General features: G+C 66.4%; 9 protein-coding genes. 4 read left to right on the top strand and 5 right to left on the bottom strand.

Annotated elements, in window-relative coordinates:
* Positions 1-444 precede the first annotated feature (444 nt).
* Complete coding sequence (locus tag ACF8ML_RS06390; RefSeq protein WP_392406669.1) at positions 445-1,386, top strand: Bro-N domain-containing protein; 942 nt, start codon at positions 445-447, stop codon at positions 1,384-1,386.
* Between the two features lie 14 nt (positions 1,387-1,400).
* Here the strand turns inward: ACF8ML_RS06390 and ACF8ML_RS06395 are convergent, their stop codons facing one another.
* Positions 1,401-3,560, bottom strand: a complete 2,160-nt coding sequence (locus tag ACF8ML_RS06395; protein WP_392406671.1) for a Cache 3/Cache 2 fusion domain-containing protein — start codon at positions 3,558-3,560, stop codon at positions 1,401-1,403.
* A 256-nt stretch (positions 3,561-3,816) separates the two neighbouring features.
* Here ACF8ML_RS06395 and ACF8ML_RS06400 point away from each other — a divergent pair, with 256 nt between their 5' ends.
* From ACF8ML_RS06400 to ACF8ML_RS06410, 3 genes are all read left to right on the top strand, one after another.
* A complete protein-coding gene (locus ACF8ML_RS06400) occupies positions 3,817-4,680 on the top strand; it encodes a LysR family transcriptional regulator (RefSeq protein WP_392406673.1) in 864 nt (287 codons plus the stop codon).
* A 96-nt stretch (positions 4,681-4,776) separates the two neighbouring features.
* Complete coding sequence (locus ACF8ML_RS06405; RefSeq protein WP_392406675.1) at positions 4,777-5,934, top strand: agmatine/peptidylarginine deiminase; 1,158 nt, start codon at positions 4,777-4,779, stop codon at positions 5,932-5,934.
* Positions 5,935-6,075: 141 nt separating this feature from the next.
* Positions 6,076-6,321, top strand: coding sequence for a hypothetical protein (locus ACF8ML_RS06410; RefSeq protein WP_223275363.1), 246 nt, complete (start codon positions 6,076-6,078; stop codon positions 6,319-6,321).
* A gap of 25 nt (positions 6,322-6,346) precedes the next feature.
* Here ACF8ML_RS06410 and ACF8ML_RS06415 read toward each other — a convergent pair whose 3' ends face one another.
* Genes ACF8ML_RS06415 through ACF8ML_RS06430 form a run of 4 tightly spaced genes read right to left on the bottom strand, consistent with a single transcriptional unit; the run spans position 6,347 to position 13,939 of the window.
* Positions 6,347-7,000 (bottom strand): response regulator transcription factor, encoded by a 654-nt coding sequence (locus tag ACF8ML_RS06415; protein ID WP_016448158.1) that lies wholly within the window; start codon positions 6,998-7,000, stop codon positions 6,347-6,349.
* A gap of 18 nt (positions 7,001-7,018) precedes the next feature.
* The gene (locus tag ACF8ML_RS06420) at positions 7,019-10,303 is read right to left on the bottom strand and encodes a response regulator (RefSeq protein WP_392406677.1); all 3,285 of its coding nucleotides are present in this window, start codon (positions 10,301-10,303) and stop codon (positions 7,019-7,021) included.
* A 20-nt stretch (positions 10,304-10,323) separates the two neighbouring features.
* Complete coding sequence (locus tag ACF8ML_RS06425) at positions 10,324-11,535, bottom strand: EAL domain-containing protein (protein ID WP_392406679.1); 1,212 nt, start codon at positions 11,533-11,535, stop codon at positions 10,324-10,326.
* 4 nt (positions 11,536-11,539) lie between these two features.
* A complete protein-coding gene (locus tag ACF8ML_RS06430; RefSeq protein ID WP_392406681.1) occupies positions 11,540-13,939 on the bottom strand; it encodes an ATP-binding protein in 2,400 nt (799 codons plus the stop codon).
* Positions 13,940-14,055: the final 116 nt, after the last annotated feature.

Genomic DNA, 14,055 nt, shown 5'->3' on the forward strand with positions numbered 1-14,055 from the left:
CCGGAAGCGATCGTTCGACGCGGAATGCATGAACGGCAGCTCGCAGCCTGAAGCCGTCGTTCAACCGCCTGCGGTGGCCTACTACTGACGCACAGGCCTTGAACAGCTGAACTGCGAAGAAACCAAAACAGGTGAGGTTGCCCTCGCAATTCGCTGCAAAGCCCCTTATTCAACACGTCCCTGCACCCTTCATCCACCACGCCTAAGTAACCGCTTTGGGCAGCTCCCGCGCGCCCACACCTGCTACGATCCCCCCGGTGCTCAACACACCTTCATAGGCGGAAGTCACTCCCGAAAGTCAGTGGCGTTTCGTCCATACGCTTTGTCTTGCCTTGCAATCCAGGGCAAGTCTTGTTTATGGCCGGGCTGCCCGCCGCTGCATAAAGCCATTGCGGCAAAGACAGACGGGCAACCCTATGACCGTGTTGACATAGGAGGCCATCCATGGCTTTGCGATCCCTCTCCCGTGCCGTCCCTGCAGACGACATCACCCCCCAAACCCTCCACTTCGGCGACATCCCGATCCGCACGTTCCTCAGGCACGGCGTGACTTGGTTCCTTGCCAAAGATGTGTGCATCGCTCTGGGAATCTCCCGCCACAAGCTGGCGACCAGCAAACTCGACGCAGACCAGCGCTGCATAGTCCGCCTTTCCAGCGAGCCCAGGCGCGAAGCCTTGGCGGCCGTCAGCGTGGAGGGCCTGTATGCACTGATCCAGGCCAGCCCCTCACCTGAAGCCAAGCGCTTCAGGCGCTGGGTGCAACGCAAGGTGCTGGGTGGCATGGATGCATCTGCCAAAGACAACAAAACCAAGAACAAGACCAAGCCCAGGCGCGATGCCAAGCACCCGCCTCAGAGCCTGATCCCGGGGCCTGCGCCCAAGGTCTTGCGCGGCATCCGCACCTGCGATGACCTGTCTTTCACACGGCGCAATGCGAAGGGGGAGCGCATTCAGTGGTTTGTGCCGCCGCGCGTAAACAGCGGGCATGAGCACTACGGGATTGGAGAGATCTGGTTCAGCGAGGTGGTGGAGCTGGCCCGCCACAACCCCAGGCATGCCTATGACGCCATGCGGTTTGCGGGGCCTGAGATGGCGCGGTACTGGAACCATGGGCACCCTGACGGGTTCTTTGACCGCATGGCGCGTTGGGCGCTGGGGTCCATTCTCGCCAATGCGCAGGAGCCCGTGCTGCCGTTCGAGCTGCCCTGCCTGGGCTTTGCGCCGCTGGAGGGCATGGAGGCCATGCTGGCAACGGCTGCGCCGCCCCAGCCGTTGCCGGATCATGTGCAGGATGCCATCGACAGGCAGGCCTGGCAGGAGGCGGCCGAGTGCCAGCGGCACTACTACGAGCGCCGCCGCCGTGACCTGATGGCGCGGCACGACTGAGGCGGGCGCGGCGCCTAGAAACTGTCCCAGTCGTCATCGGCCGTGGAGGCCATGGCGATGGGCTTGGCGGCAGCCGGTTTTGCCGAGACAGCCGACGCGGCCGGGGTGGCAGGCTTGGCAACGGCAGGCGGGGCGGCTTGGGGCACAGATGCCTTGGCCGCGCCGGGCGCCAGCGACGGTGCACGGGGCGCCGCCTGTGCCTGGGCATTGCTGCCGCCCTGCAACCGGAAGACCGAGACCACGCGCACCAGTTGATCGGACTGGTGGCGCAGGCCTGCGGCGGCGCCGGCCATTTCCTCGACCAGGGCGGCGTTCTTCTGCGTGGTCTGGTCGATGTGGGTGATGGCCTCGGCCACCTGGGCGACGCCGCTGTTTTGCTCGGCGCTGGCGTGGCTGATGTCCGAGATGAGCTGGGTGACCTTGCGGATTTCCTCCATGGCCTGTTCCATGGTTTCCCCGGCAAACGCGGCCTCCTGGTTGCCGGTGTGGATTTCAGCGACGCTGTGGCTGATGAGCTGCTTGATTTCCTTGGCGGCCTCGGCGCTGCGGCCTGCCAGGGCGCGCACTTCCTCGGCCACCACGGCAAAGCCGCGGCCGTGCTCGCCCGCCCGGGCCGCTTCCACGGCGGCGTTGAGGGCGAGGATGTTGGTCTGGAAGGCAATGCCGTCGATGACGCCGATGATGTCGGCAATCTTCTTGCTGCTGGCGTCTATGCCCTGCATGGTCTGCACGACCTTGCGCACGGCCTGCCCGCCTTCGGTGACGACGCGCTGGGCCTCGCGCGTGATGCGGTCGGCCGATTGCGCGTGGTCTGCGTTGTGGGCCACGGTGGAGCCCAGCTCTTCCATGGCGGCGGCGGTCTGCTCCAGCGCGCTGGCTTCGCTTTCGGTGCGGGCGGCCAGGTCCTGGTTGCCCTGGGCGATTTCCGCGCTGGCCAGGGCCACGCTGTGGGCCTGTTCGTTCACGCTGCCAACCACGCGCGTCAGGCCCGTGCTGGTGGTGTTCATGGCTTCCAGCAGGTGGCCGATTTCATCCTGGCGGTCGCTGGCGATGCGCACGGTCAGGTCGCCATCGGCAATGGCGTAGGCCATGTGGCTGGCCTGCTTCAAGGGGCGCACGATCATGCGGCGGATGAGCCAGAACCATGCCGCCGACAGCAGCAGCACGGCGCCCAGGCCCATGAGGGCGAACTGCAGGACCAGGCTGCGGGTCTCGGACACGGCTTCGTCCACGTAGGCGCTGGTGGCAATGACCCAGTTCCAGGGTGCGTATTGGCTGAAGACGACCAGCTTGTCCCGGGCCTGGGTTTCGCCCGGATTGGTCCAGGGATAGGCCATGCTGCCCTGCTTGCGGTCCAGCATGTCGCGGATGAAGAAGCGGCCATCGCCGTCCTTGGAATCGCTCATGTTCTGGCCTTCCAGGGCGGGATGCACGACCAGTTGGCCGCGCTGGGGGCCGTCTTCGGCATTGAGCACGTAGTAGTAGCCGGTCTGGCCCACCTTGAGCGCGCGGATGGAGTCCTTGAAGTGCTCCAGCAGTTGCGAGAAGTCCTGGCCCACGAAGGCAATGCCCACGGTGGCGCCGGAGGCGTCCTTGAGCGGGCGGTACTGCGTCATGTACTGGCGGCCGAACAGGTGGGCCAGGCCCATGTAGCTTTGGCCGGCCTGGATGGCGGCGTAGGCGGGATGGGCGCGGTCCAGCCGGCTGCCCAGCACGGCCGCGCTCTGGTCGCCTTTCTCGTTTTTGAGCGTGGTGGCAATGCGCACGAAGTCGCCCTGCCCCTGGGCCGCAAACACGGTGGCCACGGCGCCGGTGCTGCGCGTGAAGGCCTGCAGGTGCGCATCGTTGCCGTTGAGCGGCTGGCCGTCCAGGCTCAGCACGGGTTCGCCGCCGCTGGTGTCCAGGCTGAGCGTTCCCTGCAGGCTGCGCGCCAGGCTGTCGGCCAGGAACTGGGTGCGCTGGCGCAGCTCCTTGTCGGTGGACTCGACGAAGTTGTGCAGCATCTGGACGCCCTGCTGCATCTCGTTGTGCATTTTTTTCTGCAGGGACTTGCTCACATCCCAGGCGATGCCCAGCACCAGCAGCGCCAGGATGGCGGCGACCCAGACAAAATTGGTGAGTGACAGCTTTGCGCCCAATCCTTGGCGGCGCCAGAAACGTTGACCGATGTGCATTGATGCATCTCCTGTGCGGCGTTGTGCGCCGCTGTTGTGCGCGCACAGGCGGGGAATGCCTGCGTGCCAAGCCATGCTGACCAAAGTCAAGCCCTGGTGATTCATGGGCCGAAGCGTATCGACGCTGCCGCATGCGGGATTTGAGATGGGTCAAGGAAGTAACCAAGTGTTGCAACGACAGCGTCCGGCCCATCGCGCCCGGCTTCGGCTGGGTGCGTCGACAATTCCGGTTCCACCGCTTTGTCTGCCGTGTCCCATGTCCAATGCCCGCCTCCCCTCCTTCCGGTTCCTGATCGGCTTCGAGGCCGCAGCCCGCCTGGGCAATTACTCGCGCGCGGCAGAGGAGCTGTGCATTTCCCAATCCGCCGTGAGCCACCAGATTGCGCAGCTGGAGCAGCAGTTGGGCCAGCCGCTGTTCCGCCGCAAGGGGCGCGGCGTGGAGCTGACGGTGGCGGGCCGGCTGCTGCTGGACAGCGTGGGCAAGTCGCTGGACCAGATCCGCCACGGGCTCAGCCGCATAGAGACCTACATGGACGACAGCCTGGTCACCGTCGTCTGCCCCGCCCCCGTGGCCAGCGGCTGGCTGCAGCCGCGCCTGGACGGCCTGCTGCAGCGCCACCCCCAGCTGTGCCCCATCGTCTCCACCGACGAGACAGCGCGCTACATCGACGAGCTGGATGTGGACATCGCCATTACCCGCGAGCCGCTGCGGCAGACCGATGTGCTACAGGTGCCGCTGCTGGCCGACGAGCTGGTGGCCGTGCGCGCGCCCGGGCCGCACACAGGCGCCGGCCTGCTGTGCCTGGAGGAAGACCTGACCAGTGACCGCACCGGCCCCTTCATCCGCCAACACCTGGGCCGGCTGCGCAAGACCGCCATCTACGACGACGCACGCCTGCTGCTGGACGCGGCGCTGCGCGGGCGTGGCTGCGCCGTGGTATCGCGCCTGCTGGCGGACGAGGCACTGGGCACGGGCCGGTTGCAGTTGGTGGAAGGCATTCCACCCTTTGCGCTGGGCCGCCTGTGGATGTCGCGCATCGAGGGCGAGCCGCGCATGGCGCTGGTGCGCGAGGTGTTTGACTACCTTGTGGAGCAGGCAGTGCCGCTGGCCAAAGCATGAGCTGGGTTGATTGATTACGGCAAAAGATATCAATTTTCAGAATGAATACGGGCTCGGACAATCGCAGCATTCCCCCAAGCACCTGCTGAAGACACCATGCCTTACGCCCTTTCCCGCCGCTGCCTGCTGAACTGCCTGGGCCTGTCGCCCATGGCGGCCCTGGCCGGCACCGCCGCCGCCCGCTCCACGGAAGCCCGTGCCGAAGGCAGCCGCCAGGACCCGGGCAGCCTGGAGACCTGGCACATGCCCGACGAGGGCGACCCGCACCAGTCCACCTGGATGTCCTTCGGCCCCAGCGAAAGGGTCTGGGGCCGCCGCCTGCTGGAGCCCGCGCGCGAGCACCTGGCCGGCATTGCGCGCGCCATTGCCGCCTTCGAGCCCGTGAACATGCTGGTGCGCGAGCGCGACTACGACCTGGCAGCGCGCCTGTGCGGCAACCGCGTCAAGCTGCATGTGCAGCCCGTGGATGACCTCTGGATGCGCGACACCGGGCCGGTCTTCGTGCGCCAGCTGGGCAGCGGCACTGGCAGCAGCAAGGGCGAACTGGCGGGCGTGGATTTCAACTTCAACGGCTGGGGCGACAAGCAGGCGCATGACAACGATGCCGAGGTGGCAGGCTTTGTCACCGAAGCCGCCAACGTGCGCTACCTGGAGACCGCGCTGGTGCTGGAGGGCGGCGGCATCGAGGTCGACGGCCAGGGCACGGCCCTCATCACCGAAAGCTGCGTGCTCAACCCCAACCGCAATCCAGGCCTGTCGAAAAGCGCCTGCGAGGCCGAACTCAAGCGCCTGCTGGGCCTGCGCAAGATCATCTGGCTGCCCGGCATTGCGGGCCGCGACATCACGGACGGGCACACCGACTTCTATGCGCGCTTTGCCTCGCCCGGCGTGGTGGTGGCGGGCCTGGACGACGACCCGGACTCCTACGACTACGCCGTCACGCGGCGCCATCTGGACATACTGCGCCAGGCCACCGATGCGCGCGGGCAAAAGCTCAGCGTGCAGGTGCTCAAGGGCCCCTCGTCGGTGCGCAGCAAGCTGGAGTCCAGGGAGTTCGCGGCCGGCTACATCAACTTCTATGTGTGCAACGGCGCCGTGATCGCCCCGCAGTTTGGCGATGCCCGTGCGGACGCCAACGCCCGCTCCCTGCTGCGCGAGCTGTTTCCCCGCCGCGAGGTGGTGCAGCTGGACATCGACGCGATTGCCGCCGGGGGCGGCGGCATCCACTGCACGGCGCAGCAGCAGCCACTTTGATGCGCGCCGTACGGCAATAAGAATCGTCTTAACCTTGGCTGCGCAAGGCCGGGCAAGACTGGAGAGCGGTACATCGATCCGTTTTTTCCAGAAATGCAGCCAAAGAGAACGTCCCAGAAACTGTGCGACCCATGCTACGAATTGCTGAGCAATACATCCCTGTCCAAGCCGCACCCCGGACTGAGGTTTCGCTTTTACTCGCTGGAGCAGGATGCCAATTTCGTGAACTATGGCTGCGTGCATTGCCAGGCGCCCCTGGCGATGAAGACAAGCCGGCGCGGGGCACTTCTGGGGTTTCGCCTGATGCCGTCCGAACCGCACTATCGCCTGGGCGAGGTGGACGCCGAGGGCGGCAGCCAGGCGCAAGGCCAGGCGCTGGAAGGTTGACCGGCTGGTGCAGCCCGCAGGCCGGTCAGTCGAAGAGATGGTGCTCGGCGCAGAAGGCGGCCAGGTCCTGGTTGCTGTCCACGTTCAGCTTGCGCATGGCGGAGTTCTTCTGGAGGCTGACGGTCTTGACGCTGCGCCTCAGGCGTGCGGCGATTTCCGTGATGGATTCCCCCTTGGCGAAATGCCTGAGGACTTCGAATTCGCGCGGCGAGAGGTTGTTGGCGCGTTCGCTCAGGAAAACCGTCCTCTCCTGCCTGGGCGTGCCTGCCTGGAACGACGGCGAGTAGTAGCGCGTGTTGAGGCGCACGCATTGCAGCGCCGCCATGATCTGGCTGAGCGGGTCTTCCTTGAGCAGCACGCCGGCGACGCCCGCGTCATACAGGGCCGAGATGATCATGGGGTTGGAGACGGTCGTCAGCACCAGCACTTTGATGTGCGGGAAATGGCGTATCAGGTAGTCCACGTAGCGCAGGCCGTCTCCGTAGAGGTCATCGCCCGGCATGGAGTAGTCGGTCAGAACCACGTCCAGGGGGTTCGATCTGGCGTATTCCATCAAGGACGACGGGGTATCGAACGTGGCCACGACCTGGAGGTTGGGATCCTGCTCCAGGAAGTCCTTGACGCCAAGCAGGACCACGGCGTGGTCGTCCACAACGGCAATGCGCAGTTTCAGTTTCATGGGATCGCAAGCAAAGGGTTAGGGCTGGGGCAATTGCGCCATCATGGCGCGAAGGTCGGCCAGGAGGTCGTCCAGCAGGACTGACAGCGCGGCCTGCAGGCCGGGCTCCGGGGCGCCGTTCAGGAGCCGCTCCTCCAGCGCCTGGGTGCGGGCGGCAAGCTCCTGCATCCTGGCCAGCAGCAAGGCGCCGCGCATGCGGTGCAGGGCCTGGGCGGCCAGGTCGGGCCGGCGCTCCTGCAGGCCGCGGGCCAGCATTTCTATGTCGTCGTTCATGCACTGCACGAAGACCTGCCTGTGCGTCTGCAAAACGTTGGGCTCCGACAGGGCCGGGGGCGGGGGAATGTCCGCCGCCGCAGCGCCGGCCTGGGCAGGCGCCGGACGCAGGCGTTTTCTCGGCGCGAACTTCTCCAGGGTGCGGACCAGCGTGCGCAACTGGATGGGCTTGACCAGCCAGGCATTCATGCCGGCGTTCAGGCAGCGGTTTTCCTCGTCCAGCATGGCATTGGCGGTCACGCCGACGATGGGGCAGGCAACCCCCTCCGAACGCAGCCGCTCGGCGAGTTCGTAGCCGTTGAGGTAGGGCATGTTCACATCCGTCAGCACCAGATCGTGCGGGCTGATGTCCCACAGCGCCAGCGCCTCCTCCCCGTCGTCGGCGACCGTGACTTCGCAGCCCAGGCTCTCGAGCTGGCCGCGCAGCGTCACCTGGTTGACGGGATTGTCCTCGGCGACCAGCACGCGCAGGTCGAACAGGGGCAGATCGGTGCCGGCGCTGGCAGAGCGCTGCGCACCGCCAAGCACCTGCGCAATGCCCTGGCCGATGCTCAGGACGTTGTGCCCGTCGATGCCCCGGTTGTCCGGCGAGGACAGGTTCAGGTGCCGCCCCTTCCACTGCGGCGCGGGGCTGTCCGCCGGCAGCAGGACATCCAGCAGCAGCTCATCGTCATGGGCCGCCACCGGGGCGGCTGCCGCCGCGCGGGCCTGGCCGCCCCAGCGCCGCAGCCAGGCGCAGATGTTGTCCGCCAGTTCCGGGTGGGGGGTGCGCACCGCGATCCGGGCGCCCTGCAGCGCGGGAGCCTCCTCCTGCTCCGGCCCCTGCTCCTGCGCGACGGTCTCCAGCCCCAGCTCGAACCAGAACCTGCTGCCCAGGCCGGGCTCGCTCCAGACCTCGATGGAGCTGTACATCATCCGGGCCAGGCTCCAGCAGATGGACAGGCCCAGGCCCGCTCCCCGCGCCGTGCGGCTGCTGTTCTTGACGAGATAAAAGGGCGTGAAAAGCTCGCCATGCAGGGATTTCTCTATGCCCACGCCCGTGTCGCAGACCTCGAACACCAGCCGGGCCTGCGAGGCCGGGCCCGGCATGCTGCGCAGGCGGACGATCACATGGCCGGCCTCCGTGAACTTGATGGCGTTGCTGATGAGATTGCCCAGGATCTGGCGGATGCGCACCGCGTCGCCCAGCACCGACTCGGGCACCTGCGCGTCCACGCACGAAAACAGCAGCAGGCCGTTTTGCTGCGCCATGGCGGCGTAGGAGCTGGTGCAGTTTTGCACCAGCTCCCGGGGATTGAACGGGGCCTTTTCCAGCTGCAGCTGGCCGGCCTCGATCTTGCTGGTGTCCAGGATGTCGCTGATGATCTGCAGCAAGATGGACGAGGACGCTTCGATACGGTCCACGTATTTGCTCTGCAGCTGGGTGAGCTCGGTCATGCCCAGCAGCTCCAGCGTGCCCAGCGCGCCATACAGCGGCGTGCGGATTTCGTGGCTCATGGTCGCCAGAAAGGTGGACTTGGCCTCGTTGGCCTCGTCCGCCGCGATTCTTGCCCGCTCCAGGTTGCTTTCGATCTCCGCGCGCGCGCTGACGTCGGCAAAAATGCACAGCGTCACATCCTGGCCGAGGTAGCGCGTGGGCGCATAGGCCACATGAAGCGTCCTGCCCTGCTCGGTGACCAGGCGCTCCATGGTGCCTGCGGCCCGGGCATGGACAATCTCCTCCAGCGCCGCCTTGTTCTCCGGCGAGCCGGGACGCAGGTAGCCATCGGCCGAGTGCAGCCACTCCTGCACCAGCGAGTTGCTGAAGATGATTTTCCCGCTGCCGTAGGCCACAAGGCAGATGGCCACGGGAGCGGTTTCGATCAGCGTCCTGTTGAATTCATTGCTCTCGACGATGACCCGCTGCGCCTCCTGCGCGGGCGCAATCACCTTGCGGTTGAACCACCGGGTATAGGCCACGCCGGCCAGCAGGCTGAGCAGCAGGGCCAGCACCAGGCCGGCAGAAGGGGCGAACAGCCTGCCCTGGAAAAAGGTGGCGTAGTCCACCTGGTAGTAGCCGGTCCACCGGCCGGAGGCATCCTCGGTCTTGAGGATCAGGCCATTGCGCGTGTACTGCATCCCCGTGTCGTCCACCTGCGGGACGGGGCCGGTGCCCATGAGCACGCCGAAGTCCCGGTGCTCCAGCCAGAAAAGATGCCTGGGCAGCGTATGGATGGTTCTTTCTATCGCGCTGATGCGCTGGCGGCTGAAAAGGATGGCGGCGTAGATCGGGCTTGTGGCGGCTTCGTCGCCGGCTTCGATATGGCTTGAAAAGCCGGCGGCGACCATGCCGATCATCTTCTCCGGGAACTGGGGCGACCGGAACCAGACGATTTCCTGCGCCGGCGCCGGCGCCGGCGCCGTGGAGCCGGCGCTCGGCCGGGCATCGGCGGCCCTGGCCCGCAGATGCGCCTTGACGGCGGCAATCGTGCTGTCGAACATTTCCTGCGTGACGCTCTCGTTGCCGATGGGCACGTCGATGGCTGGCACGCCGATGCTGATCGCCCCGTCCTCCTTGGTGAAGAAGGCAGCGGCTGCCGGGAAGTAGGAGCCTGCCCAGAAGGAGGAATAGCCTGCGGCCAGGGAGCTGCCCAGCGAGAAAAGCCGGTCCGGGAGCGTGTCGCAGGCCACGCGCGCAGAGCATTGCAGTGAAAAGGGAATGCCGCCGATGGCCTCGCGGCCACGGAACATGCGGTAGTCCGCCTGCGCAGGTGCGGGTACGTCGACGATGGTGGCTATCCTCTGGTCCGGCAGCGCTTTCCAGGACTCGTTGCGGCCCTTGAGCCGCCGAAGGAAGATTTCCTGCTCCTGCAGCGAGCCGACGATGGCGGAGAAGTTCAAGGCCAGGCGCCCCTGCTCCTGCTCGAAGATCCTCTCCGAGCCCCACAGCAGCACGGCGATGAGGAAGATCGCCAGGGGAAGCGCTCCAAACAGTACCCGGTTCTGCCAGCGTGTGGTGCGTGTGATCTTGCTGAACGGGGAGTCGGGCATGGACGCCTTGCGTGCTTAGGTCAGGTGGGGTTGCCTTGGTGCCGGGGTTCGGACACCAGCATAAGGGCAAATTCAACCGCAGGCACCGCGGCGGACAGCAGATAGCCCTGCACGCAATCGCATCCGATGCTGCGCAGCAACTCCAGGTCCCGGGTGGTCTCCACGCCTTCCGCCGTCACCGTCAGGCCCAGCTGCCGCCCCAGTTGCACCGACGACGTCAAGGCCGCAGTCCGCACCTCGTCACCTGCCGCACCGGCCACGAAGGCCCGGTCGATCTTCAATTCGGTGAAGGGCGTGGAGATGAGGCTGTACATCGAGCTGTATCCGCGCCCGTAGTCATCCTGGGCCAGGCCGAAGCCCTTGAGGCGCAAACGGCTCGCGCTCATGTAGTAGTTGGCGGGTATGCCGACGGCCTGGTCCTCCAGAAGCTCGAACGTGATGTTCTCCGCAGCAATGCCGCACCGGGCCGCCATGCCGTGCAACTCGTCCGGCAGGCCGATATCGTCCAGCAGCGGTACCGGCAGGTTGACGGACACAGGCACGACATGTCCGGCACTGCGCCAGGCCAGGTGCGCCGACATGGCGTCTTCCATCATCCGCACCAGCAAGGCATGATCCAGCCCATGGAACCGGATGGCGGACATGAACGAGCCCGGCATCATGAAGCCGAACTGCGGATCGTTCCAGCGCGCCAGCGCTTCCACGCCGACGATGTGGCCCGTGAGCAGGGATTTCTTGGGCTGGAACCAGGCCTGTATGGTTTTCTCCTGCAGCGCCTGCACCAGGTGGGCCTTGGCGAAAATCGGCCGCTCCCTGATGCCGGCAGCGGCTTTCCCCTCGTTTGCATGGACGGACCTGAGTTGGCTGACCAGCGCCTGGACATGGTCCGTGCCGAACGGCTTCTGGAACATCCCGATGACGGAAAAGCCGGACTCCTTGGCCATGAGACTGACGCTGTTCATCAGCCGGCGCGAGCAGGAGGTGGATATCACGAGCATGGGATGCAGGTCGCGCCGGCTCAATTCATCGATGAACTGCAGGCCGTCCATGTCAGGCATCTTCAGGTCGGTGATGACGAGATGGAATCCGCCGTCGCCCAGCTTCTCCAGGGCCTCCCGCGCGTTGCAGGCCATGTGCGTGTCCGTGAGTCCCGCCTCCATGAGCAGGCTGCGCGCGTGCTCGCAGCACAGGGGATGGTCGTCCAGGATGAGTACTTTGAATGGGGCCAGCATGGGTTCAGGTCCTGCCTTGCTTGATGTTGTTCAAGGTGGTGCGCAGCACCGCCAACGTGAATGGCTTGCACAGCAGGCTGTCGAAGCCGGCCGGCAGTCCGTCGCCCTGCCCCTGCCCCTGCCCCTGCCCCTGCCCCTGCCCTTGCGATTGCTCTTGCGCCTGCGTCTGGGTCTGCGGCTGCGGCTGCGGCTGCGGCTGCGCATTGGCCGTCAGCCCGACGATCGGGCGGACATACCCGCGCTTTCTGAGCGCACGCGCCAGGGCCGGGCCGTCCAGCAACGGCATGTGCAGGTCGGTGAGAACGGCATCGAATTCGAGCAGGCCGGGCAGGGACAGCGCGTCCTGTCCATTGCTGGCCTGCTGGACCTCGCAGCCCAGCAATTGCAGCTGCTCTCGCAGGATGATCCTGTTGATGGGGTTGTCCTCGACGATGAGCACCCTCAGCCCCAGGGGCTCGTGGACCTGGGCGGCGGCGGCATACAGGTCGGGGCGCGCACCCGGCGCAATGCCCTGCTGGGCCAGGCCCAGCGCATGGCCCACTGCCGGCACGCCAGGCGCGCTGGCCTCCCACACGCAGGCCTGCACGGTCTCGCGGGGGCTCTCGCCCGGCGCCAGCGCCAGAACGCACTTGCCCGTCCATTGCGGACGGCGCAGCGACCGCGGCCAGGCTTGCACCAGCACGGCCTGCTCATTGGGACCCTGCACCTGGTCCCGGTAGGGCTGGGCCATGGCGCCCCAATGCCGCAGCCAGGCGCACAGGTTGTGCACGACTTCCGGAATGGCGCCATCCACGTAGACGGTGTGCGGCAACAGACTGGGCACTGCCTCATAGCCTGCCGCGCTCTCGCGCGGCAGGCGCAGCTCGAATGACACGCAGGTCCCCAGTCCCGGCTGGCTGGCGGCCGTCAGCCGCCCGCCCATCTCCTGGCTGAGGCGCAGGCAGATGGACAGCCCCAGGCCCGCGCCCTGGACCTGCTGCTGGGTGGCCGCATGGGCACGGAAGTACGGGTCGAACAGGAAGGGCTGCTGCTCCGGGTCGATGCCGATGCCCGTGTCCTGCACCTGGAACCGCAGGTCGGTGCCTTCCTCGCTGTCGCCCATGACCTGCAGGCGCAGGGCCACGTGGCCGGAGAACGTGAACTTGATAGCATTGCCCACCAGGTTGTCCAGGATCTGCCGCAGCCGCAAGGCATCGCCCACCAGCAGGGGCGGCGTTTTCACATCGGAGACGGCATACAGCTGCAGGCCCTTTTGCTCGGCACGCGACAGCAGGCCTGCGGCCACGCTGTCGAGCAATTCGGTGGCCGAGAACGCCTGGGCTTCCAGCTGCAGCCGGCCCGCCTCGATGGCCGACAGGTCCAGGCTGTCGTTGACGATGCGCAGCAAGGAGGCCGATGCCTGCTGCATGGCCCCCAGGTAGCGGGTCTGTTCGGAAGGAACCCTGGACAGGGCCAGCAGCTCCAGCGTTCCCAGGATGCCAAAGAGCGGTGTGCGTATTTCGTGGCTCATGGTGGCCAGAAACTGCGTCTTGGCCTGGCTCGCCGATTCGGCGCGCTGCTTGGCATCGACCAGCGCTGCCTGCGCCTGCCTGAGCGCCGTCACATCGCTGACCAGGCAGAAAACCACCGGTTCGCCCCCGTGGGTCGTGGGCGTGGTGCGGACCTCCACCCATCGCCCGTCCCCCAGCGCCAGCTCACGCGGGCCCTGCTGCGTGCCCCCGGCCACGGCGTGCTCGAACCAGGAAGCATCACTGCACACCCACTGCCGGGCCAGCGCATTGGACAGCAGCAGGCTGCGATCGCTGCACCGCACCAGCGCCAGGCCCACGGGTGCCGTGTCCAGCAGCTTTCGGCAGAGTGCATCGCCGGCGGCGCAGGCGCCTGCCCGGCTCCAGGCCGAAGCCGGCACGCCGCGTCGCAGCCGGCGCACACACCATGCAAGTGCAGCCATGAGGGCAAGTCCCAGCGACACGGACCACAGCAGCAGCCAGGCGTGGGCCCTGACCAGTTGCCGCACGGGCTCCCAGCGGTCTGCAAGCCATGCGGCGTTGTTCACGGATTTGCGCAGCAGCAGCGATTCGGGAAGGCCCCGGCCCACATGCATCAGCGAATACAGCGGCACGAGGTGGTCCTGCGGTGCGCTGGTGCGCCACGGCCATGCCAGACCGGCCTGGGAATGGACGGCCGCGCGGGTCGCGCCCACGGCAGCGTCCAGCAGCAGGAAATACCGGTCCATGAAAAACAGCTGCATGTCCCCCACAGGCACATGCGCGCGGCTGCGGGATGGCGGCGCCGGGGCGGCATCGTCCCTGCCGCTGTGCAAGGCGCAGGCCAGCATGGCCATGATTGCCAGTGCAAATACCGTCCAATCACGCAGCGACGCCATCCAATCGCGCAGTGCCATGGACGGGCACCACCCGTGCCGAGTCGAGCGGGAAGAAAACAGAAGGTCTTGAAACTGGCGCATTGCCAAATCATAGGAATCGGATGAAGAAACAGGGCTAAGAATTTTCTTAATTC

It is taken from the genome of Delftia sp. WSY_10 (assembly GCF_043104705.1).
GTDB classification, from domain to species: domain Bacteria; phylum Pseudomonadota; class Gammaproteobacteria; order Burkholderiales; family Burkholderiaceae_C; genus Comamonas; species Comamonas tsuruhatensis.